22 protein-coding genes and 1 tRNA gene are annotated in these 24,848 nt (G+C 72.0%); 17 read left to right on the top strand and 6 right to left on the bottom strand.

What is annotated here, in order from left to right; genetic code table 11:
* Positions 1-68 precede the first annotated feature (68 nt).
* From K330_RS0116280 to K330_RS0116265, 4 genes are all read right to left on the bottom strand, one after another.
* A complete protein-coding gene (locus K330_RS0116280; protein ID WP_022922879.1) occupies positions 69-4,025 on the bottom strand; it encodes a multifunctional oxoglutarate decarboxylase/oxoglutarate dehydrogenase thiamine pyrophosphate-binding subunit/dihydrolipoyllysine-residue succinyltransferase subunit in 3,957 nt (1,318 codons plus the stop codon).
* Positions 4,026-4,187: 162 nt separating this feature from the next.
* Positions 4,188-5,024, bottom strand: a complete 837-nt coding sequence (locus K330_RS0116275; RefSeq protein ID WP_022922878.1) for an ABC-2 transporter permease — start codon at positions 5,022-5,024, stop codon at positions 4,188-4,190.
* Entirely contained in the window at positions 5,021-5,968 is a 948-nt protein-coding gene (locus K330_RS0116270) for an ABC transporter ATP-binding protein (RefSeq protein ID WP_022922877.1), read from the bottom strand. Before K330_RS0116270 ends, K330_RS0116275 begins: the two co-directional genes overlap by 4 nt.
* Before the next feature lie 97 nt (positions 5,969-6,065).
* Complete coding sequence (locus tag K330_RS0116265) at positions 6,066-7,508, bottom strand: aldehyde dehydrogenase family protein (RefSeq protein ID WP_029202777.1); 1,443 nt, start codon at positions 7,506-7,508, stop codon at positions 6,066-6,068.
* A 115-nt stretch (positions 7,509-7,623) separates the two neighbouring features.
* Between K330_RS0116265 and K330_RS0116260 the strand changes: the two genes are divergently transcribed.
* A complete protein-coding gene (locus K330_RS0116260; protein ID WP_022922875.1) occupies positions 7,624-7,911 on the top strand; it encodes a hypothetical protein in 288 nt (95 codons plus the stop codon).
* 90 nt (positions 7,912-8,001) lie between these two features.
* On the opposite strand, the gene K330_RS0116255 is transcribed toward K330_RS0116260, so the two are convergent.
* Positions 8,002-8,073 (bottom strand) — tRNA-Arg (locus tag K330_RS0116255).
* A gap of 87 nt (positions 8,074-8,160) precedes the next feature.
* On the opposite strand from K330_RS0116255, the gene K330_RS0116250 reads away from it, so the two are divergent.
* The 16 genes from K330_RS0116250 (at position 8,161) to atpA (ending at position 24,718) form a co-directional block, all read left to right on the top strand.
* The gene (locus tag K330_RS0116250; RefSeq protein ID WP_022922874.1) at positions 8,161-9,810 is read left to right on the top strand and encodes an arginine--tRNA ligase; all 1,650 of its coding nucleotides are present in this window, start codon (positions 8,161-8,163) and stop codon (positions 9,808-9,810) included.
* 101 nt (positions 9,811-9,911) lie between these two features.
* Entirely contained in the window at positions 9,912-10,919 is a 1,008-nt protein-coding gene (locus tag K330_RS21910; protein WP_156875851.1) for a homoserine dehydrogenase, read from the top strand.
* A gap of 304 nt (positions 10,920-11,223) precedes the next feature.
* A complete protein-coding gene (gene rho, locus K330_RS0116240; RefSeq protein ID WP_022922872.1) occupies positions 11,224-13,347 on the top strand; it encodes a transcription termination factor Rho in 2,124 nt (707 codons plus the stop codon).
* 135 nt (positions 13,348-13,482) lie between these two features.
* Positions 13,483-13,698 (top strand): 50S ribosomal protein L31, encoded by a 216-nt coding sequence (rpmE, locus tag K330_RS0116235; protein ID WP_022922871.1) that lies wholly within the window; start codon positions 13,483-13,485, stop codon positions 13,696-13,698.
* Positions 13,699-13,798: 100 nt separating this feature from the next.
* Positions 13,799-14,890 carry a peptide chain release factor 1 gene (prfA, locus tag K330_RS0116230; RefSeq protein ID WP_022922870.1) on the top strand — a complete coding sequence of 364 codons (1,092 nt, stop codon included), beginning with the start codon at positions 13,799-13,801 and terminating at the stop codon, positions 14,888-14,890.
* On the top strand, positions 14,887-15,741 hold the full coding sequence (gene prmC, locus K330_RS0116225) for a peptide chain release factor N(5)-glutamine methyltransferase (protein ID WP_022922869.1): 855 nt from the start codon (positions 14,887-14,889) through the stop codon (positions 15,739-15,741). The genes prfA and prmC overlap by 4 nt, the downstream gene beginning before the upstream one ends.
* Positions 15,742-16,068: 327 nt before the next feature.
* The gene (locus K330_RS21905) at positions 16,069-16,917 is read left to right on the top strand and encodes an L-threonylcarbamoyladenylate synthase (protein WP_022922867.1); all 849 of its coding nucleotides are present in this window, start codon (positions 16,069-16,071) and stop codon (positions 16,915-16,917) included.
* Between the two features lie 35 nt (positions 16,918-16,952).
* Positions 16,953-18,254 carry a serine hydroxymethyltransferase gene (locus tag K330_RS0116210; protein WP_029202776.1) on the top strand — a complete coding sequence of 434 codons (1,302 nt, stop codon included), beginning with the start codon at positions 16,953-16,955 and terminating at the stop codon, positions 18,252-18,254.
* Positions 18,255-18,328: 74 nt separating this feature from the next.
* The gene (locus K330_RS21900; protein WP_022922865.1) at positions 18,329-19,480 is read left to right on the top strand and encodes a glycosyltransferase family 4 protein; all 1,152 of its coding nucleotides are present in this window, start codon (positions 18,329-18,331) and stop codon (positions 19,478-19,480) included.
* A 44-nt stretch (positions 19,481-19,524) separates the two neighbouring features.
* Complete coding sequence (locus tag K330_RS0116200) at positions 19,525-19,962, top strand: hypothetical protein (protein ID WP_022922864.1); 438 nt, start codon at positions 19,525-19,527, stop codon at positions 19,960-19,962.
* Entirely contained in the window at positions 19,959-20,246 is a 288-nt protein-coding gene (locus K330_RS23775) for a hypothetical protein (RefSeq protein WP_022922863.1), read from the top strand. The genes K330_RS0116200 and K330_RS23775 overlap by 4 nt, the downstream gene beginning before the upstream one ends.
* An 88-nt stretch (positions 20,247-20,334) precedes the next feature.
* Positions 20,335-21,156: a F0F1 ATP synthase subunit A gene (gene atpB / locus K330_RS0116190; RefSeq protein WP_040658294.1), complete on the top strand. Its 822-nt coding sequence runs from the start codon at positions 20,335-20,337 to the stop codon at positions 21,154-21,156.
* Between the two features lie 93 nt (positions 21,157-21,249).
* A complete protein-coding gene (locus K330_RS0116185; protein ID WP_022922861.1) occupies positions 21,250-21,462 on the top strand; it encodes an ATP synthase F0 subunit C in 213 nt (70 codons plus the stop codon).
* Positions 21,463-21,589: 127 nt separating this feature from the next.
* A complete protein-coding gene (locus K330_RS0116180) occupies positions 21,590-22,171 on the top strand; it encodes a F0F1 ATP synthase subunit B (RefSeq protein ID WP_051145661.1) in 582 nt (193 codons plus the stop codon).
* Complete coding sequence (locus K330_RS0116175) at positions 22,171-22,983, top strand: F0F1 ATP synthase subunit delta (RefSeq protein ID WP_022922859.1); 813 nt, start codon at positions 22,171-22,173, stop codon at positions 22,981-22,983. The genes K330_RS0116180 and K330_RS0116175 overlap by 1 nt, the downstream gene beginning before the upstream one ends.
* Positions 22,984-23,068: 85 nt before the next feature.
* Positions 23,069-24,718 (top strand): F0F1 ATP synthase subunit alpha, encoded by a 1,650-nt coding sequence (gene atpA / locus K330_RS0116170; protein ID WP_022922858.1) that lies wholly within the window; start codon positions 23,069-23,071, stop codon positions 24,716-24,718.
* Here the strand turns inward: atpA and K330_RS23770 are convergent.
* Positions 24,699-24,842, bottom strand: a complete 144-nt coding sequence (locus K330_RS23770) for a hypothetical protein (RefSeq protein WP_156875850.1) — start codon at positions 24,840-24,842, stop codon at positions 24,699-24,701. The two genes, atpA and K330_RS23770, sit on opposite strands and share 20 nt — an antisense overlap.
* Positions 24,843-24,848 lie beyond the last annotated feature (6 nt).

The raw sequence follows: 24,848 nt of genomic DNA, 5'->3' as shown, positions 1-24,848 counted from the left end.
GCGGAGGGGACGACACGAGGGGCCTTCCGCGTGGTGCGCGGAAGGCCCCTCCTGGCGGTATGACGTGCTCAGCCGCGGCGGCCGAAGGCCTCCTCGTGCAGGGCCTCCTGCTCGACGGCGTGGACCTTGGCCGAGCCCGTGGAGGGCGAGGCCGACGCGGGGCGGGAGGCGACCCGCAGCGGGCGCTCCTCGCCGTGGTGCGCCAGCGCCTCGGGCAGGTTGAGCGCCATGAACGGCCACGCGCCCTGGTTCTTCGGCTCGTTCTGGACCCAGACCAGCTCGGCGTTCGGGTACTTCTTGACCAGGTCGGCGATCTGGGCACCCGGCACCGGGTAGAGCTGCTCGACGCGCAGGATGGCCGTCGTGGTGTCCTCGCGCTTGCGGCGCTCCTCCTCGAGGTCCCAGACCAGCTTGCTCGAGGCGAGCAGCACCCGGGTCACGGCCTCGTTGTCCAGCTCGGCGCTGTCGGGCAGGACCGGCTCGAAGGTCCCGGTGGTGAAGTCCTCCGGGGCGCTGGCCGCCGCCTTCAGCCGCAGCATCGCCTTGGGGGTGAAGACGATGAGCGGCCGGCGCGGACGGGCCGTGGCGTGCATGCGCAGCAGGTGGAAGTAGGACGCCGGGGTCGAGGGGTAGGCCACGACCATGTTGTCCTCGGCGCACAGCTGCAGGTAGCGCTCGATGCGGGCCGAGGAGTGGTCGGGGCCCTGGCCCTCGTAGCCGTGCGGCAGCAGCAGCACGACGCTGGAGCGCTGGTCCCACTTCTGCTCCGAGGAGGAGATGAACTCGTCGACGACAGTCTGGGCACCGTTGGCGAAGTCGCCGAACTGCGCCTCCCACAGCACCAGGGCGTCGGTCCGCTCCACCGAGTAGCCGTACTCGAAGCCCATCACCGCGAACTCCGAGAGCAGCGAGTCGTAGACCTCGAAGGTGGCCTGGTCCTCGGACAGGTTGCTCAGCGGGGTCCAGCTGGCGGCCGTCTCGTTGTCGGTGAGCACCGCGTGCCGCTGCACGAACGTGCCGCGGCGGGAGTCCTGGCCGGAGAGCCGGACCGGCGTGCCCTCCAGCACCAGGGAGCCGAAGGCGAGCAGCTCGCCCATGCCCCAGTCGATGCCGCCCTCGCGGGTCATGTCGCGACGGGTCGTCAGCAGCCGGGACAGCTTGGGGTGCACGCTGAAGCCCTCGGGCACCTCGGCGAAGGCGTCGCCGATCGCGTGCAGCACCTCCTCGCTGATCGCGGTCGGCCGCTGCCGGGTGGCCATGTCGCCCTCGTCCTGGGCCTGCGGGCGCTCCAGGCCGTAGGTGCCGTCACCCTCGCCCTTGAGCGCGGCGCGGGTCTCCACGAACACCTGCTCCAGCTGCTTCTGGTAGTCGCGCAGCGCGGCCTCGGCGTCCTCGATCGTGATGTCGCCACGACCGATGAGCGACTCGGTGTAGAGCTTGCGCACCGAGCGCTTGGCCTCGATGAGGTCGTACATCAGCGGCTGGGTCATCGACGGGTCGTCACCCTCGTTGTGGCCGCGGCGCCGGTAGCAGACGAGGTCGATCGCCACGTCCTTGTGGAACTTCTGGCGGTACTCGTAGGCCAGCTCCGCGACGCGGACGACGGCCTCGGGGTCGTCGCCGTTGACGTGGAAGACCGGCGCCTGCACGGTCCGGGCGACGTCGGTGCAGTAGACCGAGGAGCGCGAGTTGTAGGGCGAGGTGGTGAACCCGACCTGGTTGTTGATCACGACGTGGATCGTGCCGCCGGTGCGGTAGCCGGGCAGCTGCGACATCTGCAGCGTCTCCAGCACCACGCCCTGGCCGGCGAAGGCCGCGTCGCCGTGCAGCAGCACCGGCAGGACCGAGTAGTCCTTGTCGCGGGTGTCGGTCTGCAGCTTGAGCCGGTCGTGCTTGGCCCGGGTGATGCCCTCCAGGACGGGGTTGACGGCCTCCAGGTGGGAGGGGTTGGCCGCCAGGTAGACCCGGGTGCTCTTGCCCTCCTCGCTGTGGAACTCGCCCTCGGTCCCCAGGTGGTACTTGACGTCACCGGAGCCCTGCACCGAGCCGGGGGCCGACTTGCCCTCGAACTCGCGGAAGATCTGCCCGTAGGACTTGCCCGCGAGGTTGGCGAGCACGTTGAGGCGCCCACGGTGCGGCATACCGATCGTGACCTCGGACAGGTCGTCCTCGGCGGCGTTGCTCAGCACCTTGTCGAGCAGCGCGATGACCGACTCGCCGCCCTCCAGGCTGAACCGCTTCTGCCCGACGAACTTGGTCTGCAGGAAGGTCTCGAAGGCCTCCGCGGCGTTGAGGCGGCGCAGGATGCGCAGCTGCTCGGCGGGGGAGGGCTTCTGGAAGGGCACCTCCAGCTTCTCCTGGAACCAGGCCCGCTCCTCAGGGTTCTGGATGTGCATGTACTCCACGCCGATCGTGCGGCAGTAGGAGTCGCGCAGGATCCCCAGGATCTGGCGCAGCGTCAGCCGCGCCTTGCCGCCGAACCCACCCGTCGCGACCTCGCGGTCGAGGTCCCACAGCGTCAGGCCGTGGTTCTCGATCGCCAGGTCGGGGTGACGACGCTGGACGTACTCCAGCGGGTCGGTGTCGGCCATGAGGTGCCCGCGCACGCGGTAGGCGTGGATGAGCTCCTGGATGCGGCTGGCCTTGGAGATGTCGTCGTCGTGCGTCGCCGCGATGTCCGGGTTCCACCGGATCGGCTCGTAGGGGATGCGCAGCGAGGTGAAGATCTCGTCGTAGAAGCCGTCGGCGCCCAGCAGCAGCTGGTGCATCTGGCGCAGGAACTCCCCGGACTGGGCGCCCTGGATGATGCGGTGGTCGTAGGTCGAGGTCAGGGTGAGGATCTTGCTGACGCCGGCGGCGGCGATCCGCTCCAGCGCGGCGCCCTGCCACTCCGCCGGGTAGTCCAGCGAGCCGACGCCGATGATCGTGCCCTGCCCCTTCATCAGGCGGGGGACCGAGTGCAGCGTGCCGATGCCGCCGGGGTTGGTCAGCGAGATCGTCGTGCCCTGGAAGTCCTCGATCGTCAGCTTGCCGTCGCGGGCCTTGCGCACGACCTTCTCGTATGCCGTCCAGAACTCGTAGAACGTCATGTTCTCGGCGCTCTTGATGCTGGGCACGAGGAGCTGGCGGGTGCCGTCGGACTTGGGCACGTCGATGGCCAGGCCCAGGTTGACGTGGGCGGGCACCACGAGCACGGGCTTGCCGTCGTCGCTGGTGGAGAAGCCGTTGTTCATCTCCGGCAGCGCCTTGAGCGCCTTGACCATGGCGTAGCCGATGATGTGGGTGAACGACACCTTCCCGCCACGGGACCGGGACAGGTGGTTGTTGATCACCGTGCGGTTGTCGATGAGCAGCTTGGCGGGCAGGTTGCGCGCGCTGGTGGCCGTGGGGACCTCGAGGCTGCTCTCCATGTTGGCCACGACCCGGGCGGTGGCGCCACGCAGCGGGGTGAGGGTCACGTCGTTCTGCGGACCGGCCTTCTTGGGTGCGGGAGCGTCACGCGTCATCGGCGTCTCCTGGGCTGCCGCGTTGTCCTTGTTCTTCTGCTGGCTGCGGTGCTGCCCGCCGTCGTTGCGCGACTCCGTGCGCGGCGGGCCGGACTCTGCCGCCTTCTGGTTGGGGGCGGCCTTCGGCTCGGTCTTCCTCGGCTCGGAGGCGTTGGCCGCAGCCTTCTTCGGCTGGGCCTCCGCGGGCTCGGAGGCCGTGCCCGCGCTGCGGGCCTGGACGGCCTGGGTGTCGCTCTCGGACCGGGAGGTGGTCTGCCGCGGCGGGGCCTGCCCGACCTTGCCGCGCGGGGGAGCGGTGCGGACCTTGGTGCCGGTCGCCGACGTGGTCTCGGCGCGGGCGGCGGAGGGCTGCTCAGAGCTCGCTCGGCCGTTGTCGCTGGGGGCACCTCCCTCGAAGTAGCTGCGCCAGGAGGGGTCCACCGACCCGGGGTCCTGGTCGAAGCGCTCTCGCATCTCCTCGACGAGCCACTCGTTGGCTCCGAAGTCCGCGAGGCTGTTGTCGCTCGGGGGGTTGGCCACTGGGTCTGCGCCTACTCTCACGTCCGGGGGCTGCCTCGGGTGCAGCATCGACACTGCACGCCTCCGCCAAGCCTAGCCCGAGGCCCCCCGTGCCTGCGGGACGGGGTGACGCCGCGTCGGAACGGCGTCACCCCGGTCCGGGCGGGGTCCGGACGCGGCCGGTCAGGCCACGTCGCGGCGGCGGGTGAGCACCCAGCCCACCGCGGTCATGACGGCCGCGTAGACCAGCAGCGTGAGGGCCGCGGCCCACCAGTCGAGCTGGTCGGGGTTGAACCCCATGTTCTGCGCCGTCGCGGGGTCCACGCCCTCGAAGACGCTCAGCGCGGCGGTGCTCGCCTGGCTCGGGAAGAAGCGGGCGGCGTCGGCGAGCGCGTCGACGAAGGTGATGCCGAAGCTCAGCAGCGGCTCGATGAGGAAGGCGAAGGCGACGCCCACGAAGAGCGCCACCACCTGGTTGGGCAGGAGCACGCCGAGGCCCAGGCCCATCAGGCCCCACAGCACCAGCACCAGCAGCAGCCGGAGCATCACCCCGGCCAGGTCACCGGCGTCGGGGAAGAGCGGCACGTCGGCGAGCAGGAGCATGATCCCGCCGCCCACGACCGCCCCCGCCAGGTGCGCCAGCCCGTTGAGGACGACGACGACGCTCAGTCCCACGACCTTGGCCGCGACGACCCGGCCGCGGCGCGGCTCGGCGAGGAAGGTGGCGGTGAGGGTCTTGTGGCGGTACTCGCTGCCCATCGCCAGGATGCCGAGCACGAGGGCCAGCAGGTAGCCGACCTGCAGCCCGCCGGTGTAGGTCATCCGGGCCAGGACACCGTCCTCGAACAGCTCTCGGGCCGGGATCGGGGTCCCGTCGGCGCCGGGGATGTCGACGAAGAGCAGGAAGCCGCCGGTGATGGCCGCGAAGACGGCGGCGAGGACGAACTGGGCCAGCGGCATGCCCCAGGCCATCTTGGTGGTCAGGGCCTTGCGCAGCTCGGAGCGGACGAGCCCGGTCATCGGTCGATCTCCTCGGGGAGGCGGTTGCGGTTGCTGTGCTCGGGGGCCTCGGTCAGGTCCAGGAACAGCCGCTCGAGGTCGGTGCGCAGGGCCCGCAGCTCGTAGACCGGCTGGCCGGCCGCCAGGGCGACGTCACCGACCCGGGCGAGGTCGCCGGTCTGCACCCGGAGCGCCGCAGGACCTTCCGGCTGCACCGCCAGGCCGGAGCGGACGAGGGCGTCGGCGAGCGCCGAGGCGTCACGCGTGCGCACCAGGACGGCGGGGTCGCCGTGCAGCTCGTCCATCGTGCCCTCGCGGACCAGGTGGCCGTTGGCGATGATCACGACGTCGTCGACGGTCTGCTCGACCTCGGAGAGCAGGTGGGAGCTGACCACGACGGTGCGGCCCTCGTCCTGGGCGAGGTGGCGCAGGAAGCCGCGCATCCAACGGATCCCCTCCGGGTCGAGCCCGTTGGCCGGCTCGTCGAGCAGGAGCACCTGGGGGTCACCGAGCAGCCCGGCGGCCAGGCCGAGGCGCTGCCGCATACCCATGGAGTAGGCGCCGGCCCGCTTGCGCGCGGCCGCGGGGATCCCGACCAGCTCGAGGAGCTCGTCGACGCGGCTGTCCGGTATGCCGTGCGTGGCGGCGAGGACGCGCAGGTGGTCCCGGCCGGAGCGGCCCGGGTGGAAGCCGGTGGCCTCGAGGGCGGAGCCGACCACCTGCATGGGCCGGTCGATGTCGGCATAGCGCCGGCCGCCGATCAGGGCCTCGCCGGACGTCGGCCGGATGAGCCCGAGCAGCATGCGCAGGGTCGTGGTCTTGCCGGCACCGTTGGGGCCGAGAAAGCCGGTGACCCTGCCGGGTCGGACCTCGAAGGTCAGGTTGTCGACGGCACGAAGCGGCCCGAAGGTCTTGGTCAACCCCCGGGCGCTGATCCCCGTGCCCTCACGTGGGGCGTCGGTCATGGGCGTCAGTCAACCAGGCGCCCCGGGGGCGGCACATCCCACCGCGGGCGGAGATCGGTCTCCGCCGAGCGGATGAGACGTCGGGCGGACGGGACGGTCAGTCGAGGCGGACGACGACCGTCTTGGTCTGGGTGAAGTGGTCGAGCGCCTCGACGCCCTTCTCCCGGCCGTAGCCGGACCTCTTGAACCCGCCGAAGGGCAGCTCCACCCCGCCGCCCGCGCCGTAGGTGTTGACGAAGACCTGCCCGGCCTCCACCTCCGCGGCGACCCGGTGCGCCCGCGCCAGGTCGCGGGTCCACACCGCCGCCAGCAGGCCGTAGTCGGTGGCGTTGGCCAGCGCGACGGCCTCCTCGTCCTCGGTGAAGGGCATGGTGACGAGCACCGGGCCGAAGACCTCCTCCTGGGCGATCGCCGACGCCGGGTCCACGCCGTCGATGAGCGTGGGCAGCCAGAACGAGCCGGAGGCCAGCCGCTCGTCCTGCGGCGGGGTGCCGCCGAGGACCAGCTCGCCGGAGCCCGCGCCCTCGACATACCCGCGCACCCGCTCCTGCTGCCGGGCCGAGACGAGCGGGCCGAGGTCGGGGTCCTCCAGGCCGGCTCCCAGGCCGACCTGGCGGAAGTGGGCGGCGACGCGCTCGACGAGCTCGGCGCGCACGCTCTCGTGCACGACGAGGCGTGAGCCCGCCGAGCAGGTCTGACCGGCGTTCTGCAGCACACCCCGGGCCACGAACCGCGCGGCCTTCTCGAGGTCGGCGTCGGCGAAGACGACCTGGGCCGACTTGCCGCCCAGCTCCAGCACCGTGGGCACGACCCGGTCGGCGGCCGCGTGGGCGATGAGCGAGCCGGTCTCGGTGGAGCCGACGAAGCCCAGGTGCGCCACGCGGGGGTGCCGGGCGAGCGCCGCCCCGGCCTCGGCGCCCAGGCCGGTGACGACGTTGACGACGCCCGGGGGCATGCCCGCCTCGACGGACAGACGCGCCATCGCCACCGCGGTGCGCGGGGTCTCGTCGGCCGGCTTGGCGACGATCGCGTTGCCGACCGCGGTGGAGGCGGCCACGGCGCGCGAGAGCAGCTGCATCGGGTAGTTCCAGGCGACGATGCTGCCGACGACGCCGTAGGGCTCGCGACGGGTGTAGGCGTGCAGGTCCGGGCCGAGCGGGATCGTCGTGCCGTAGTAGGCGTCGATGGCGTGGCCGTAGAAGCGGAAGTAGCGCGCGGCCACGGTGGCGTCGGTGACGGCCTGGCTCAGCGGCTTGCCGGTGTCCTCGGACTCCAGGCGCGCGAGCCCGTCGCGGTCGCGGTCGATGAGGTCGGCCAGACGGGTGAGCACCGTGCTGCGGTGCTCGGGGCTGGTCGCGGCCCACCCCTTCTGCGCCGCGGCGGCCGCCTCGACCGCCGCGTCGACCTCCCGCTCGCCGCCGCGCCCGACCGCGCCGAGCACCGAGCCGTCCGCGGGGTCGATGTTGTCGTAGGTGTCCTGCGCCGCCAGGTCCGTCCCTGCGACGAAGGAGTGGGTGGTGTGCGCGTCCGTGCCTGCCATGAGCACACGGTATGCCGTCGCGGCCGACGGCTCGCGGCGCACTCCCGGGCAGGAGTAGGGTCGGAGCACGTCCGGCCTTCCGCCGGACGCCGGCAACGGAGCGGAGTCGTGCCCGATGGAGCGCAGCTCGACGGACCTGCCCGGTGCCCCCCCCAGGAGTCTGAACGATCTTGCGGCGGACATCCACCTGGCCCGCGAGGCCGTGAACGGCCTGCGGACGGCGCCGGTGGTCTGGCAGGACCTGCGCGACGCCCAGGGCTCGCTGCTGGTGGCGATGGAGTCCCTCGCCCGTGAGCTCACGGCACGGCACCTGCCGGTCCCGCCCCGGCTGCGGGACGAGCTGCGCCTGCAGCGACGGCTCCACGGCGGCCTGCGGTCGCGGCTGGCCCCACCCCTGACCTGACGGGCGGCCCCGGGGCCCGGCGCTCGCCGTACCCGGCGACGCGAGAGGCCGCCGACCGGTCCTCCCAGGTCAGCGGCCTCTTGCCCGTTGCGCCCCCGGCAGGATTCGAACCTGCGCTCCCGCCTCCGGAGGGCGGTGCTCTATCCCCTGAGCTACGGGGGCAACAGCGACACACTGTAGCAGCGTGCAGGCCCCCGCTCCGAACGCCCGTGGTCGGGGCCGCGCCGGGGCGCATCTAGACTTGCCGGGGTGACCCCCGAGCAGCTCGCCGACGCCATCCACGCACTCCTGACCGAGGCCGCCTCCGACGGCCTCGCGCTGGAGGTGCCCGCCCGCGGCGCGGTCCGGGTGGAGCGTCCGCGCATCCGCGAGCACGGCGACTGGTCGACCAACGTCGCCCTCCAGCTGGCCAAGGGCGCAGGTATGCCGCCACGGCAGCTGGCCGAGGAGCTCGCCGCCCGCCTGGGGAAGGTCCCCGGCGTCGCCGCGGTGGACGTGGCCGGGCCCGGGTTCCTCAACATCACCCTCGACGCCGCGTCGGCCGGGGAGCTGGCGCGCACGATCGTCGAGGGGGGCGAGCGCTACGGCACCAACGACGCGCTGGCCGGGCACGTGGTCAACCTCGAGTTCGTCTCCGCCAACCCCACCGGCCCGCCGCACATCGGCCACACCCGCTGGGCCGCCCTGGGCGACGCCCTCGGCCGGCTGCTGCGCGCCAGCGGCGCCGACGTGACCACCGAGCACTACATCAACGACCACGGCGCACAGATGGGCAAGTTCGCCGCCTCGATCCTGGCCCGGGCGACCGGGGACGACATCCCCGAGGGCGGCTACCCGGGCGAGTACGTCATACCCCTGGCGGAGCGGCTGCTCGCAGAGCGCCCCGACGTCCTCGAGCTGCCCGAGAGCGAGCGCCTCGCGGTGACGCGCGAGCTGGGCTACGCGTGGATGCTCGAGCAGATCCGCGGCATCCTGACCGACTTCAACGTGGAGTTCGACGTGTGGCTGCCGGAGTCGACGCTGCACCGGGGCGGCAAGGTGGAGGAGGCGGTCGCCCGGCTGCGCGAGCAGGGCCACGTCTTCGACCAGGACGGCGCCGTCTGGCTGCGCACCACCGACTTCGGCGACGACAAGGACCGCGTGCTCATCCGCGCCAACGGCGAGCCCACCTACTTCGCCGCCGACGCCGCCTACTACCTGGACAAGAAGGACCGCGGCTTCCCCGAGAAGATCTACATGCTCGGTGCCGACCACCACGGCTACGTGGGGCGGCTCAAGGCGATCGCGGCCTGCGCGGGCGACGACCCCGAGAAGAACATCGAGGTGCTCATCGGCCAGCTGATCAACATCAGCGGCGAGCGCATGGGCAAGCGGCGCGGCAACGCCGTCTTCCTCTCCGACCTCATCGAGTGGATCGGCACCGACCCCGTCCGCTACTCCCTGGCCCGCTTCCCGGCCGACACCCCCCTGGACCTGGACGGCGAGGAGCTGCGCAAGCGCTCCAACGACAACCCGGTCTTCTACGTCCAGTACGCCCACGCCCGCACCTGCAACGTCGCCCGCCTCGCCGGCGAGGACGGGGTGAGCCGCGAGGACGGCTTCGACCCCTCGCTGCTGCAGCACGAGACCGAGGCGGCCCTGCTGGCCGCCCTGGGCGACTTCCCGCGGGTCGTCGCGCAGGCTGCCCAGCTCAGGGAGCCGCACCGGGTGGCCCGGTACCTCGAGGAGCTCGCGGGCCGCTTCCACAAGTGGTACGACGAGTGCCGGGTCCGCCCGACCACCGCCGACGAGGAGATCACCGACCTGCACCGCACCCGGCTGTGGCTCAACGACGCCACCCGCCAGGTGCTCGCCAACGGTCTGCACCTGCTTGGGGTCTCGGCCCCCGAGCGCATGTGACGACCCGTCCGTCCACGGGGCGCCGCGGCGCGCGGCTCCCCGACGACGCGCCGAACCCCACGCACACCACGACCCACGCACCCGACCGTCTGGAGCACGCCATGACGATGCCGACGTCCGCACCCACGCCCTCCTCCGACCCCGCAGCGCTGCGTGTCGCGCTGCTCGGCGCCGGCACGGTGGGGGCGTCCGTGGCCAGGCTGCTGGGGGAGCGCGCCGAGCTCCTGGCGGCCCGGGCGGGTCGGCCCCTGGAGCTGGCCGGCGTGGCGGTCCGGGACACCGGCCGGGTGCGCGACGGTGTCGACCCGGCGCTGCTCACCGACGACGTCGAGGGCCTGGTGGAGCGGGCCGACCTCGTCGTGGAGGTCATGGGCGGGCTGGAGCCCGCCCGCGGGCTGATCGAGCGGGCGCTGCGTCGCGGGGTCCCGGTCGTCACCGCCAACAAGCAGCTGATCGCCCAGCAGGGACCGCAGCTGCAGGCCGTCGCCGACGAGCACGGTGCGGGGCTGCACTACGAGGCGGCCGTCATGGCCGCCGTCCCGGTCATGGCGGTCGTGGGCGAGAGCCTGGCGGGTGACGAGATCGCCTCGATCTCGGGGATCGTCAACGGCTCCACCAACTACGTCCTGGACCTGGTCGCGCGCAAGGGCGTGCCGTTCGAGGAGGCGGTGCGTCAGGCCGGGGAGCTCGGCTACCTGGAGGCGGACCCCACCGAGGACCTGGAGGGGCTCGACGCCGCCGCCAAGATCGTCATCCTGGCCCGCACCGCCTGGGACCTGCCGGTGTCGATGGAGGACGTGCAGCGCCAGGGCATCACCGGCCTGACCGACGCGGACTTCGAGCAGGCCGCCGCCCACGGGAGCGTCATCAAGCTCGTGGCCTCGGCGTGGCGCTCGGCCGCGGGGGGCGGCGACCGCGTCGAGGTGGCGGTGCGCCCCGTGGCGCTGCCTCAGGACGACCCGCTGGCGCAGGCCCGGGAGGGCACCAACGTCCTCATCGTGGAGGCCCGCTCGGCCGGCTCGCTGCGTCTGCAGGGAGCCGGCGCCGGCGGCGACGCGACCGCCTCCGCGGTGCTCGGCGACATCGTGCGGGCCGCCCGCGGCCGGTAGCGCCGGCGCCCCCGGCCGGGGGCAGGACACGAGGTCAGGACGGGCGCGCCGGGGTGGGGTGCGACACCTGCACCGTGTTATGTTGGGATCGCCCCGTGAGCATGGGCGGCCGCTCGTCCGGTCGGCTCCGGAGCAATCCCACCCCACGGACCGGCGTCCAACCCGACGTCCCGTTTCTGTGCCGGCCGTCGAGCCTGTCCGTCCGTGGCACGTATCCGTCCGGTCGCCTCCACGGCACCGGACCATCACCCGAGAACCCCGCGCACCGGGCCGCAGGCCCGGTTGAGGGGGAAGGACAAACCACGTGACCGAGACCACCCAGTCTGCAGCGACCAAGACCGGCTCGCTCAGCACCCTCCGCCTCGCCGAGCTCCAGCAGCTGGCCGGGAGCATGGGCATCGCCGTCGACGCGAAGATGCGCAAGGCCGACCTCGTCTCCGCCATCCGTGAGCGTCGAGGAGGAGCCGCCGGCGCGGCCGCCGCGGACCGGCCCGCCGCCCGGGGTGCCGCGGGCCGCGCCTCCGAGAGCCGCAGCGTCGAGCGCGCAGAGACCAGCAGCAGCGCTGCGCCCGCCGACGGGCGCAGGGGCGACGCCGCTGCCACCGAGACCCCGGCCGACGGCCGCACCCCCGCACGTGACGCCCAGCGCACCGAGGCCGCCGCGTCCGGGCCGGACGCGGCGGACGGCCTGCAGGCCGCCCTCGACCGCGCCCAGGCCGAGCGCGAGGGGCGCAGCTCCGGCCGCCGGACCCGCCGCGCCGGGTCGCACGCCGGTGCCCCCCGCAGCGGTGAGGACCGCGAGGCGGGAGACAGCCGGGGCGGTCAGCAGGAGGCCCAGGACCGCCGGCAACAGGACCGTCGCAGTGACCAGCCGGACCGTCAGCAGGGCAACCGCCAGCAGGACGAGCGCCGGCCGGACCGTGAGGACGACCGCCAGCAGGGCGACCGTCAGCAGGGCGAGCGTCAGCAGGGCGAGCGTCAGCAGGGCGAGCGTCAGCAGGGCAACCGGCAGCAGGGCGAGCGTCAGCATGGCAACCGGCAGCAGGACGACCGGCAGCAGGGCGGCCGCCAGGACGACGGCGGCCATGGCGGCTACGACGACGAGGACGGCGACGGCCGCGGTCGTCGCCGCCGCAGCCGTCAGCGCGGCCGCGACCGCAAGCGCGGACGCACCGGCGCCCCGCAGGGCGGCGGCCAGGGCCAGGGCGGCCCCCAGCGCGAGGACGAGGAGGGCTACACCGACGAGGACGTGCTCGTCCCCGTCGGCGGCGTGCTCGACCTCCTGGACAGCTACGCCTTCATCCGCACCACGGGCTACCTGCCCGGGCCTACGGACGTCTACGTCCCGATGAACATGGTGCGCAAGGCCGGCCTGCGCAAGGGGGACGCCGTCACCGGTGTCATCAAGGCGCCGGAGGAGGACGGGCAGAACCAGCACACGATCTCCTCGACCGGCAACAAGCGCGACCGGGGCAAGTTCAGCGCCCTGGTGCGCCTGGACAGCGTCAACGGCCAGAGCCCGGAGCAGAGCCGGAGCCGTCCGGACTTCACCCGGCTCACCCCGCTCTACCCCCAGGAGCGGCTGCGCCTGGAGACCGAGCAGAAGAACCTCACCACCCGGGTCATCGACCTGGTCGCCCCGATCGGCAAGGGCCAGCGTGGGCTCATCGTCTCCCCGCCCAAGGCGGGCAAGACGATGATCATGCAGGCCATCGCCAACGCGATCACCGAGAACAACCCCGAGGTGCACCTGATGATCGTCCTGGTGGACGAGCGTCCGGAGGAGGTCACCGACTTCCAGCGCAGCGTCAAGGGTGAGGTCATCGCCTCCACCTTCGACCGCCCCGCGACCGACCACACGATCGTCGCCGAGCTGGCCATCGAGCGGGCCAAGCGCCTGGTCGAGCTGGGCCAGGACGTCGTGGTGCTGCTCGACGGCATCACCCGCCTGGGCCGTGCCTACAACCTCGCCGCCCCCGCCTCGGGCCGCATCCTCTCCGGCGGTGTGGACTCCTCGGCGCTCTACCCGCCGAAGAAGTTCTTCGGCGCCGCCCGCAACATCGAGAACGGCGGCTCGCTGACGATCCTCGCCACGGCGCTGGTCGAGACCGGCTCCAAGATGGACGAGGTGATCTTCGAGGAGTTCAAGGGCACCGGCAACATGGAGCTGCGCCTCTCGCGCCAGCTCGCCGACCGGCGCACCTTCCCCGCCGTCGACGTCAACGCCTCCGGCACCCGCCGCGAGGAGATCCTCATGGGCGGCGACGAGCTGAAGATCATGTGGAAGCTGCGCCGGGTGCTGTCCGCGCTCGACCAGACCCAGGGCATCGAGCTGCTCATCGACCGGCTCAAGAAGACCCGCCACAACTACGAGTTCCTGACCCAGGTCCAGCAGACCTCCTCGGTCCGGCTCGACGACGAGGACTGAGCTGACGGGCCGGAGCGGGGCCGGCGGAATTTTGCCGCCCCGCCCACGGTTTGGCAGAATGTGCCAGTTGGCCTACCGGTTCACGGCGCGCACCCAGCGCAGCCGACCCGGAGGAACCACCACCCTAGGAGAGACATGAAGAAGGACATCCACCCCGAGTACGTCGAGACCCAGGTGACGTGCACCTGCGGTGCCTCGTTCACCACCCGCAGCACCTCGACGTCGGGCAAGATCAGCGCCGACGTGTGCTCCAACTGCCACCCGTTCTACACGGGCAAGCAGAAGATCCTGGACACCGGTGGCCGCGTGGCCCGCTTCCAGGAGCGCTACGGCAAGAAGGCCGGCAAGTAGGGCTTCCCACGCCGGTCCCGTGACACCACGTCACGGGGCCGGCGTTCGCCGTTCCCAGCGGCACCGCGCCTCCCGGCCCACCAGTGAAAAGAGGTATGGCGTGTCCAGCTCGCCCTTCGGCTCCGCCCTCCCGCTCCTGACCGAGCACGCGGAGATCGAGCAGCAGCTCGCCGACCCGGCCGTCCACGCAGACCCGACCGCGCTGCGCCGGCTCAACAAGAGGTATGCCGCGCTCTCGCCCACCGTGGCGGCATACCGGGCCTGGGAGCGCGCCGCCGACGACCTCGCCACCGCCCGCGAGCTGTCCGCCGACGACGTGTCCTTCGCCGAGGAGGTGCCGGGGCTGCAGGTCGCCGAGAAGGAGGCCGCGGAGGTGTTGCGACGCCAGCTGGTGCCCCGCGACCCCGACGACGACCGCGACGTGATCCTCGAGGTCAAGGCGGGCGAGGGCGGTGAGGAGTCCGCGCTGTTCGCCGGCGACCTGCTGCGCATGTACCTGCGCTACGCCGAGCGCCGCGGGTGGCGTACCGAGGTCCTCGACGGCACCCCCTCGGACCTGGGCGGCTACAAGGACGCCCGGGTGTCGATCCAGGCGACCGGCACCCCGGCACCCGGTGAGGCGCCGTGGGCCCGCCTGAAGTACGAGGGTGGCGTCCACCGCGTGCAGCGGGTCCCCGTCACCGAGAGCCAGGGGCGCATCCACACCTCGGCGGCGGGCGTGCTCGTGATGCCGGACATCGACGACCCCGCCGAGGTCGAGCTGGACGCCAACGACCTGAAGATCGACGTCTTCCGCTCCTCCGGCCCCGGCGGCCAGTCGGTGAACACCACGGACTCGGCCGTGCGGATCACCCACCTGCCGACCGGTCTGGTCGTCTCCTGCCAGAACGAGAAGTCCCAGCTGCAGAACAAGGAGTCGGCCCTGCGCGTCCTGCGCGCGCGGCTGCACCAGATCGCCGTGGAGGAGGCGGAGGCCGCCGCCAGCGAGCAGCGCCGCAGCCAGGTCCGCACGGTCGACCGCAGCGAGCGGATCCGCACCTACAACTTCCCCGAGAACCGCATCGCCGACCACCGCACCGGGTTCAAGGCCTACAACCTCGACCAGGTGCTCGACGGCGACCTGGACCCGGTCCTGCAGTCGGCCGTCGACGCCGACGAGGCGGCCCGCCTCGCCGGGCTCGACGACGCGTGAGGCTCGACCGGCTGCTGCGCACCGCGACGACGGCGCTCGCCGAGGCGGGGGTGCCCAGCCCCGCCGTGGACGCCGAGCTGCTGCTGGCCCACGTGACCGGGCGCGACCTCGCCGACGTGCGGCGGGCGCGGATCCTGGGCGAGGACCTGCCCGAGGCGACGCGCACGGCATACCTGCAGCTGGTCGAGCGGCGTCGCTCCCGCGTGCCGCTGCAGCACCTGACGGGGTCGGCGCACTTCGCCGGCCTCGAGCTCGTGGTGGGGCCAGGTGTCTTCGTGCCCCGCCCCGAGACGGAGGTGCTGGTCGACCTGGCGCTGCAGGCCCTCGACGGCCTGGACCGGCCGACCGTGGTCGACCTGTGCACCGGCAGCGGGGCCATCGCCCTGGCCCTCGCGCACGCCCGCCCCGACGCCGTCGTGGGCGCCGTGGAGCTCTCTGTCGAGGCGCACCGGTATGCCGTCGCCAACGTCGAGGCGACGGGCCTCGCCGTCGACCTGCGGCAGGGGAGGGCCCAGGAGGCGTTCGGCGACCTGGCCGGTCGGGTGGACGTGGTCACGAGCAACCCGCCCTACATCCCGGCGGACGCCGTGCCGGTCGACGTCGAGGTGCGCGAGCACGACCCGCAGCTGGCGCTCTACGGCGGCGGCGAGGACGGGTTGCGGGTGCCGCTGGAGGTGGCGGAGCGTGCCGGGCTGCTGCTGCGCCCGGGCGGCGTGCTGCTCATGGAGCACGCCGACGTGCAGGGGGAGGAGCTGCCGCGGGCGCTGCGGGCCCAGGGCGTGTGGCGCGAGGTGGCCGACCACCGCGACCTGGCGGGCAAGCCCCGCGTGACGCGGGCCGTCCGCAGCTGAGCACGCACGAACACCGCCCCGGCGCCGTGCGGCGGCCGGGGCGGTGCTGTGTCAGGAGGTTCGATCGACCTCAGAAGATGAAGATCAGCAGGGCGATGATGAGCAGGATGCCCACGATCGTCCAGATCAGTCCGCTTCCGCGCATAGATTCCACACTCCTTCTGTAGACGAAGACGCGATCTGCGCCTACGGCATGGCAGCACTCTTGCGAACCGCGGCCCCAGGCGCAACTTCAAACACGCCGTGTCCCCGGTGCGGTGAGGTGCCAGACTGTTCCCCGGTCGGTCGGCGGTCCGGCCGGCACCTGACACACGAGGAGGACCACCCATGTCCGATGGCTCCGCGCCGTCGCTGCAGGACCGGCTGCTGGACTGCACCGACCCGCAGGCCCGCCCCGCGGCGCTGGAGCGGGCCGCGACCGCCGTGCGGGAGGGCAGGGTCGTCGTGCTGCCCACGGACACGGTCTACGGCGTGGGTGCGGACGCCTTCGACGTGGTCGCGGTCGCGATGGTGCTCGCCGCCAAGCACCGCGGCCGCGACATGCCCCCGCCCGTGCTGGTGCCCAACCCGCGCACGGTCGACGGGCTCGCGGTGGACGTGCCGATGTACGCCAAGATCCTCATGCGCCAGTTCTGGCCCGGGCCGCTCACCGTGGTGGTGCGTGCCCAGCCCTCGCTGCACTGGGACCTGGGGGAGACCAACGGCACGGTCGCCCTGCGCATGCCCGACGACGAGGTCGCCCTGGCCCTGCTCTCAGAGGTCGGGCCGATGGCCGTGACCAGCGCCAACGTCACCGGGCAGCCGGCGGCGACGACGGGTCAGGAGGCGCTCGACCAGCTCGGCGGGGCCGTCTCGGTCTACCTCGAGGACGGTCCGCGCACCGGCGGGCTGCCCTCCACGATCGTGGACTGCACCGGGCAGGAGCCCGTCGTGCTGCGTCTCGGCGCGCTCTCGGCCGACCGGCTGCGCGAGGTCCTCGGCACCACGATGCTGCACGACAGCCCCGCCGCGCGGGACGCGGCTGCTGACCCCAGGGGCTCGGCCACCGGGCCCGAGGCGTCCGGGGGCCTCGTCGACGCGGAGGAGGACGGTGCGGACCAGGCCCGGCTCGTGGGCAGCGTCGTGCCCAGCGGCGTGACCGTGCCGGGCACCGCCCTGCGCACGCTCACGCCCTGAGGCCCGGACGAGACCGACCCCCTAGAGTGACCATCATGACCACGCCGGTGAACCCTGACACCTACTACGGCCCGAGCTTCGCGGCGCTCGTCGAGCAGGACCCGGAGATCGCCGGCCTGCTCGTCTCCGAGCTCGACCGCCAGCGCAGCGGCCTGCAGCTCATCGCGAGCGAGAACCAGACCAGCCCGGCCGTGCTGGCCGCGGTCGGCTCCACGTTGTCCAACAAGTACGCCGAGGGCTATCCCGACGCGCGCTACTACGGCGGCTGCGCCGAGGTGGACAAGGTCGAGAAGCTCGCGATCGAGCGGGCCAAGACCCTCTTCGGTGCCGACCACGCCAACGTCCAGGCCCACTCCGGCGCCAGCGCCAACCAGGCCGTCTACGGCGCCTTCGCCTCCCCGGGCGACACCATCCTGGCGATGTCGCTCGACCACGGCGGTCACCTCACCCACGGCTTCAAGGTGAGCTTCTCCGGCAAGTGGTTCAACGCCGTCCACTACGGCGTGCACCCCGAGACCGAGGACATCGACTACGACCAGGTCGCCAAGCTCGCCCGGGAGCACCGCCCGAAGATCATCCTGGCCGGCGGCTCCGCCATCCCGCGCCTCATCGACTTCGAGCGCTTCCGCGCCATCGCCGACGAGGTCGGCGCGATCTTCTGGGTCGACGCGGCGCACTTCATCGGGCTGGTCGCCGGCAAGGTCATCCCCTCCCCGGTGCCGCACGCCGACGTCGTCTCCTTCACCACGCACAAGGTGCTGCGCGGCCCCCGCGGCGGCGCGATCGTCTGCAAGGAGGAGCACGCCAAGAAGATCGACCGCGCGGTCTTCCCGATGATGCAGGGCGGCCCCCTCATGCACGGCATCGCCGGCAAGGCGGTCAACTTCGCCGAGTGCATGACCCCGGCCTACCAGGCCTACGCCCAGCAGGTCGTCGACAACGCACGCGTCCTGGCCGAGTCGCTGGGCGAGAAGGGCATCCGACCGATCACCGGCGGCACCGACACCCACCTGTCGCTGCACGACCTGCGCGGCGTGGGCGTCACCGGCGCCGACGCCGAGCTGCGCTGCGACGCCGCCGGCATCGTGCTCAACAAGAACGCGATCCCCTTCGACCCCGAGAAGCCCAACGTGGCCTCCGGCATCCGGGTCGGCAGCCCCTCGGTCACCACCCAGGGCATGGGGACCGAGCAGATGCGCGTCGTGGCCGACCTCATCCACCGCGCCGTCACCGAGACCGACGGCACCCCCGACCACCCGGTCGCCCGGGAGATCCGCGAGCGGGTCACCGAGCTCATGGCCGCCCACCCGGCCTACCCGGAGCCGGCCACCGTCTGAGCCCCGCGTGCACCCCATACCCGCGCGGTACGGGGTGCACGCCCGGGTCGGGCGCGTCGGGCAGGAGCCTTCCAGTGCGCGAGTTCCTCATGGTGCTGCTGACAGCGGCGGTCGTGACCTACCTCGCGACCCCGCTGGTGCGCCGCCTCGCCCTGGCCACCGGTGCCCTGACCGCCGTGCGCGACCGCGACGTGCACACCGTCCCGATCCCGCGGCTCGGCGGCGTGGCGATGCTCGTCGGCTTCGCCGCTGCGGTCGCCCTGGGGGAGCAGCTGCCCTACCTGGGCCAGCTCTTCGACTCCTCGCCGCAGCTGTGGGGGGTGCTGCTGGCCGCCACGATCATCACCGTCCTCGGCGCCCTCGACGACGTGCGCGAGCTGGACTGGATGACCAAGCTGGCCGGGCAGGTCATCGCCGGCGGCGTCATGGCCTTCTTCGGGGTGCAGCTGCTCTCGCTGCCCATCGGGGGCGTCACCGTGCTGCCCGAGCCGGTCATGGTGACCCTGACGATCCTCGTGGTCGTCATCTCCACCAACGCCGTCAACTTCATCGACGGGCTGGACGGGCTGGCCGCCGGCGTCGTGCTCATCGCCGCGGCCGCGTTCTTCGGCTGGTCCTACCTGGTGAGCACCAACTTCGACCCGCCCAACGTCTTCTCGATGGCGACCTTCATCAGCGCCGCGCTGATCGGGGTCTGCGCCGGCTTCCTGCCGCACAACTTCCACCCCGCGCGGCTGTTCATGGGCGACGCGGGCGCGCTGCTGCTCGGCCTGCTCCTGGCTGCCGCGACGATCTCGATGACGGGGTCGGTGGACCCGAGCTCCTCGCTGGCCAGCGCCTCGGCCGCGGCGGCGATCCTGCTGCCGATCGCGATGCCGCTGGCGATCATGGGCCTGCCCTTCGTCGACATGCTGCTGGCCGTCCTGCGTCGCACCCGCGCCGGGCAGCTGCCGTGGAAGCCCGACCGGGGCCACCTGCACCACCGGATGCTCGACATCGGCCACAGCCATCGCCGCGCGGTCGTCCTGCTCTACCTGTGGGCCGGGCTGATCGCCGTCGGTGCCGTCTCGTTCGCCTACCTGCCGCCGTGGGTCTCCGCGCTGGGCATCCTTCTGCTCGTCGTCGTGGCGACCGTGCTCACCCGTCGCCCCTGGAACGGCACGGGACCGAGCGCCGGAGGGAAGGTGCCCCCACCTGCGGTTTCGTCCGACGCACAGGGCTTGTGATAACTTTCACAAGCGCCGTCCGACCACCTCAGGAGCCCCTCCTCATGACCTCCACCGCACCGACGCGCCCCCGGCGGACGCCGCTGCGCTCGATGCTGCTGGGCGGTCTGGTGCCGACCGCGCCCCTGGTGGTGCTGGTGCCCCTGCTGACCTGGGCCGCCGCCGGACCGTGGGCCGCCGTCTCGGCGCTCCTGGGCGCCGTGATCTCCCTGACCGTGTTCGTGCTGGGGGTCGTCGGCATCCGCGGCGTGCTGGCCGGCCCGACGACCGCCACCATGGCCGGCGCCTTCGGCGTCTTCGTGCTCCAGATGGCGGCCCTGGCCGCCGTGATCTGGTCGCTCGGCCAGACCGACTGGCTCGAGGTCGTCCCGCTGGCGATCGCCTTCATCCTCGTGGGCCTGGTCTTCCAGGCCGGTCTGGTCGTGGGCTACCTCCGCTCGCGCTCGGCCCTCGACGTCGCGATGCCGGGGGAGGGACGATGAGCCAGGTCCCGCCGTCGCCGCAGGCGGACGAGCCCGCACGCGCACCCCATACCTCCATCCCCTCCCCGCACGGCGGCAGCGAGGCGCACGTGCCGGGCATGGCGAAGCAGACCGACCTCGGCAACGCGGTCATCGCCTACCTCATCGCCGGCCCCCTGACCTTCGGCGCCCTCGGCTGGCTGGCCGACTGGGCGCTGGACCTGCGGCTGCTGCTGCCGGTGGGCGTCGTGGTCGGGATGGTGCTGTCCTTGTACGTGATCTGGCTCAGGTACGGTAGGGCGTGACGTCCGTGCGCCGTCCCGAGCCCGTGGCGTCCTTCCCCGCTGGGGAGCTCGCCCCGACACCCGTCGAAACCTGTGAGAAGGAGTACGCGTGAGCGTGACCACTGCGGCCGCTGGGCTGATGGTGCCGATGGCCGAGGAGGGCGAGAGCCACTTCCCGCCCACGCCGGGAGACTTCTGGCAGCCCCTCTTCGCCATCCCCGGGACGGAGTACTACTTCACCCGGCCGATGCTGCTGCTCTCGGTCGCGACCGTCATCCTCATGGCCTGGCTGTGGATGACCACCCGCCGTGCGGCGGTCGTGCCCTCCAAGAGCCAGTGGGTGACCGAGCAGGTCTACAACTTCGCCCGCAACGGCATCGCCCGCGACATGATCGGCAGCAAGGACTTCATGCCCTTCGTGCCGTTCATCTTCGCGCTCTTCTCCTTCATCCTGCTCAACAACCTGTTCGGCATCATCCCGCCGTTCCAGAACCCGACGATGGCCCGCGTGGGCTTCCCGATCGCGCTGACGCTGATCGTCTACGTCGTCTACCACTGGGTGGGCATCCGCAAGAAGGGCGGCGTCGGCCCCTACCTCGGCTCGCTGCTGCCCGGCGGCCTGCCGGGGTGGATCAAGCCGTTCATCCTGCTGCTGGAGCTCATCACCTTCTTCATCACGCGGCCGCTCACGCTGGCCCTGCGACTCTTCGGCAACATGTTCGCCGGCCACATGCTGCTGGTCGTCTTCATCATCGGCGGCTGGTACCTGTTCAAGACCTTCGACCCGGCGCTGATGGCCGTGGCAATCCCCGCCTGGATCCTCGGTGTGGCGCTGACCGCCTTCGAGGGCCTGGTGCAGTTCCTGCAGGCCTACGTCTTCGCCCTGCTCGCCGCCTCCTACATCGGCGGCGCCCTGGCCGACGAGCACTAAGACTCGTCAGCCTCCCGACCCGACAACTGAATAGTTTCGAAGCCTTCGACGGGGCGCCGCCCCGTCGGGACATCACACAGAAAGAGATTTGACGTGACTGGTGACATCACCCTTCTCGGCTACGGCGTGTCCGCCATCGGCCCGGCCATCGCCGTGGGTCTGATCTTCGCGGCCTACATCAACGGCGTCGCCCGCCAGCCCGAGGCGCAGGGCAAGCTGCAGCCGATCGCCATCCTCGGCTTCGCGCTGGCTGAGGCCCTCGCCATCTTCGGCCTGGTCCTCTTCTTCATCGCGTTCTTCGTCTGACGACGCCCCCTTCCGCCCATCCAGACCCGTCCTGCAAGCGGTGCACCGGTGCGACCGGAGCGCCTGAGGGACACGTACACGTGAGGAGTCGCGCGTGGACTACACCACGATCGCGTCGGGCGTCCTGATGGCAGCCGAGGAGGCCGAGCCCATGGGCGCCGGGGAGGCTGCCGTCCCGATCCTTCCCTACATGCCGGAGCTCATCTTCGGCCTGATCGTCTTCGGCCTCTTCTACTGGTTCGTCGCCAAGAAGATCGTGCCCAGCCTCGAGAAGGTCTACGCCGAGCGCACGGCCGCGATCGAGGGCGGGATGCAGGCTGCCGAGAAGGCCCAGGCCGAGGCGGCTGCCGCGAAGAAGCAGTACGAGGACCAGCTGGGCGAGGCCCGTGCCGAGGCTGCTCGCATCCGCGAGAACGCCAAGGAGCAGGGCGCCCAGATCGTCGCGGAGATGCGGGAGCAGGCGCAGGCCGAGGCCACCCGGATCACCGAGACCGCGCACAAGCAGATCGAGGCCGAGCGTCAGCAGGCCATGGTCCAGCTGCGCGGCGAGGTGGGCGAGATCTCGACCGCCCTGGCGAGCAAGATCGTCGGGGAGTCGCTGGAGGAGGAGACCCGCCAGCGCGGGATCGTCGACCGCTTCCTGGCCGACCTCGAGTCCGGCTCGATCCGCCCGGAGAAGCTGGGCGCCAGCAGCGAGCAGGGCCGCTGATGGACAACAGCGCCTACCGCAGGGCCTACCACGAGGCCGAGACGGCGCTCGAGCAGGTGCTGCAGGCCGGTGACGGCTCGCGGCTGGCCGACGAGCTCTGGGCCGTCGCCAACGCCGTGGACGTCAACCCGGTGCTCCGGCGCAACCTGGGCGACCCGTCGCGCGAGGGGGAGGACAAGGCCGCCCTGGCCCAGCGCCTCCTCGACGGCAAGATCCACGACGAGGCGCTGCGCGTCGTCGGGGCGGTCGTCTCCCAGCGCTGGCCCGAGACCGGGGACCTCGTCTCCGCGCTCGAGCGGCTCAGCGTCGAGGCGATCCTGGCCCACGCCCAGCGCAACAACCGGCTGACCCAGGTCGAGGACGAGCTGTTCCGCTTCGGACGCATCGTCGAGGGCACCCCGGACCTGCAGGCCGCGCTCAGCGACCGACGGGCCGACGTGCGCGCCAAGACGACGCTGGTCGACCGGCTGCTGTCGGTCAAGGCCGCTCCGGAGTCGGTGCGCCTGGCCAAGCAGGCCGTCGCCAGCACCCGGGGCCGGCGGTTCGACCACGCCCTCGCCGCCTACCTGGAGCAGGCGGCCAGCCGTCAGGACCAGGTCACGGCGACGGTCATCAGCGCCGTCCCGCTGACCCAGGAGCAGCACGACCGCCTCGTGCGCTCGCTGAGCACGCAGTACGGCCGCCAGGTCCACACCAACGTGGTCATCGACGAGGACGTCGTCGGTGGCATCAGGGTGGAGATCGGTGACGAGGTCATCGACGGCACGGTCAGCCACCGGCTGGCCGAGGCCCACCGCCGCATGACCAGCTGACCCCCGACCTGCAGACCCGCACACCCACCCCGAAAACCACTGGTCCGCCGATGACGAGCACGGACCGACGACGAGGAGAAAAGACATGACGGAGCTTTCGATCCGTCCGGAAGAGATCCGCGACGCACTGGACCAGTTCGTCCAGTCCTACGAGCCGAGCGCCGCCTCCCGCGAGGAGGTCGGGCGCGTGGTCGACGCCGGTGACGGCATCGCCCACGTCGAGGGCCTGCCCTCGGTCATGACCAACGAGCTCCTGCAGTTCGAGGACGGCACGCTCGGCCTGGCGCTGAACCTCGACGTGCACGAGGTCGGTGTCATCGTCCTGGGTGACTTCTCCGGCCTGGAGGAGGGCCAGCCGGTGCGCCGCACCGGTGAGGTCCTGTCCGTGGCCGTCGGCGACGGCTACCTGGGCCGGGTCGTGAACCCGCTGGGCGAGCCCATCGACGGTCTCGGCGAGATCGAGACCGAGGGTCGCCGCGCGCTGGAGCTGCAGGCTCCCGGCGTCATGGCCCGCAAGTCGGTCCACGAGCCGCTGCAGACCGGCATCAAGGCGATCGACGCGATGATCCCGATCGGCCGCGGCCAGCGCCAGCTGATCATCGGTGACCGTCAGACCGGCAAGACCACGGTCGCGGTCGACACCATCCTGAACCAGAAGGCCAACTGGGAGTCCGGTGACCCGGACAAGCAGGTCCGCTGCATCTACGTGGCGATCGGCCAGAAGGGCTCCACCATCGCCGGCGTGCGCGGCACGCTGGAGGAGGCCGGCGCGCTGGAGTACACCACGATCGTGGCGGCTCCCGCCTCGGACGCGGCGGGCTTCAAGTACCTGGCTCCCTACACCGGCTCGGCCATCGGCCAGCACTGGATGTACCAGGGCAAGCACGTCCTGATCGTCTTCGACGACCTGTCCAAGCAGGCCGAGGCCTACCGCTCCGTGTCGCTGCTGCTGCGCCGTCCGCCGGGCCGTGAGGCCTACCCGGGCGACGTCTTCTACCTGCACTCCCGGCTCCTCGAGCGCTGCGCGAAGCTCTCCGACGAGATGGGCGCGGGCTCGATGACCGGTCTGCCGATCATCGAGACCAAGGCCGGTGACGTGTCGGCCTACATCCCGACCAACGTCATCTCCATCACCGACGGCCAGATCTACCTGCAGTCGGACCTGTTCAACTCCAACGTCCGCCCCGCGATCGACGTGGGTGTCTCCGTCTCCCGCGTCGGTGGCGCCGCGCAGATCAAGGCGATGAAGTCGGTCTCCGGCCGTCTCAAGGTCGACCTGGCGCAGTTCCGCGAGATGGAGGCGTTCGCGATGTTCGCCTCCGACCTCGACGCCGCGTCCAAGGCGCAGCTGGAGCGCGGTGCCCGCATGGTCGAGATCCTCAAGCAGCCGCAGTCCTCCCCGGTCCCGGTCGAGGAGCAGGTCGGCGTCATCTGGGCCGGCACCAACGGCCACATCGACGACGTGCCCGTCTCCGACGTGCGCCGGTTCGAGGCCGAGTGGGTCGACTACCTGCGCCGCGAGCACAAGGCGATGCTCGACGGCATCCGGGAGAGCGGCAAGCTCGGCGACGACACCGAGGCCGCCCTGGTCGAGGCGATGCGGGCCTTCAAGCAGGAGTTCAACCCCGACGCCAGCCAGGAGGTGCGTGTCGGCTCCGACGAGGACTTCGACAACGTCGACGCCCTCGAGGGCGAGGACGTCGACCAGGAGCAGATCAAGGTCCGTCGCCGCTGACGCAGCCGGCAGGTATGCCGTGAGCCGGGTGGGTGCGGGCGCGCACCCCGCGCAGCACCCACCCGGCCGGGCAGCCACCGGTGCCCAGCACGACGGCATACCCGAGGGTCAGCCCCGACCACACCAACGA

The sequence above is a fragment of the Ornithinimicrobium pekingense DSM 21552 genome (assembly GCF_000421185.1).
Classification (GTDB): domain Bacteria; phylum Actinomycetota; class Actinomycetes; order Actinomycetales; family Dermatophilaceae; genus Ornithinicoccus; species Ornithinicoccus pekingensis.
The sequence above is the reverse complement of the archived record's forward strand: the minus strand, read 5'-3'. Positions and strand labels throughout refer to the sequence as shown.

Bases quoted from the DNA above. Each gene is read 5' to 3' on its own strand.
- K330_RS21910 (WP_156875851.1), top strand. From the start codon at position 9,912: ATGACGATGCCGACGTCCGCACCCACGCCCTCCTCCGACCCCGCAGCG.
- K330_RS0116275 (WP_022922878.1), bottom strand. From the start codon at position 5,024: ATGACCGGGCTCGTCCGCTCCGAGCTGCGCAAGGCCCTGACCACCAAG.
- K330_RS21905 (WP_022922867.1), top strand. From the start codon at position 16,069: ATGTCCGATGGCTCCGCGCCGTCGCTGCAGGACCGGCTGCTGGACTGC.
- atpA (WP_022922858.1), top strand. From the start codon at position 23,069: ATGACGGAGCTTTCGATCCGTCCGGAAGAGATCCGCGACGCACTGGAC.
- K330_RS23775 (WP_022922863.1), top strand. From the start codon at position 19,959: ATGAGCCAGGTCCCGCCGTCGCCGCAGGCGGACGAGCCCGCACGCGCA.
- K330_RS0116175 (WP_022922859.1), top strand. From the start codon at position 22,171: ATGGACAACAGCGCCTACCGCAGGGCCTACCACGAGGCCGAGACGGCG.
- rpmE (WP_022922871.1), top strand. From the start codon at position 13,483: ATGAAGAAGGACATCCACCCCGAGTACGTCGAGACCCAGGTGACGTGC.
- K330_RS0116270 (WP_022922877.1), bottom strand. From the start codon at position 5,968: ATGACCGACGCCCCACGTGAGGGCACGGGGATCAGCGCCCGGGGGTTG.
- K330_RS0116180 (WP_051145661.1), top strand. From the start codon at position 21,590: ATGGCAGCCGAGGAGGCCGAGCCCATGGGCGCCGGGGAGGCTGCCGTC.
- K330_RS0116210 (WP_029202776.1), top strand. From the start codon at position 16,953: ATGACCACGCCGGTGAACCCTGACACCTACTACGGCCCGAGCTTCGCG.
- K330_RS0116265 (WP_029202777.1), bottom strand. From the start codon at position 7,508: ATGGCAGGCACGGACGCGCACACCACCCACTCCTTCGTCGCAGGGACG.
- K330_RS0116260 (WP_022922875.1), top strand. From the start codon at position 7,624: ATGGAGCGCAGCTCGACGGACCTGCCCGGTGCCCCCCCCAGGAGTCTG.
- K330_RS0116200 (WP_022922864.1), top strand. From the start codon at position 19,525: ATGACCTCCACCGCACCGACGCGCCCCCGGCGGACGCCGCTGCGCTCG.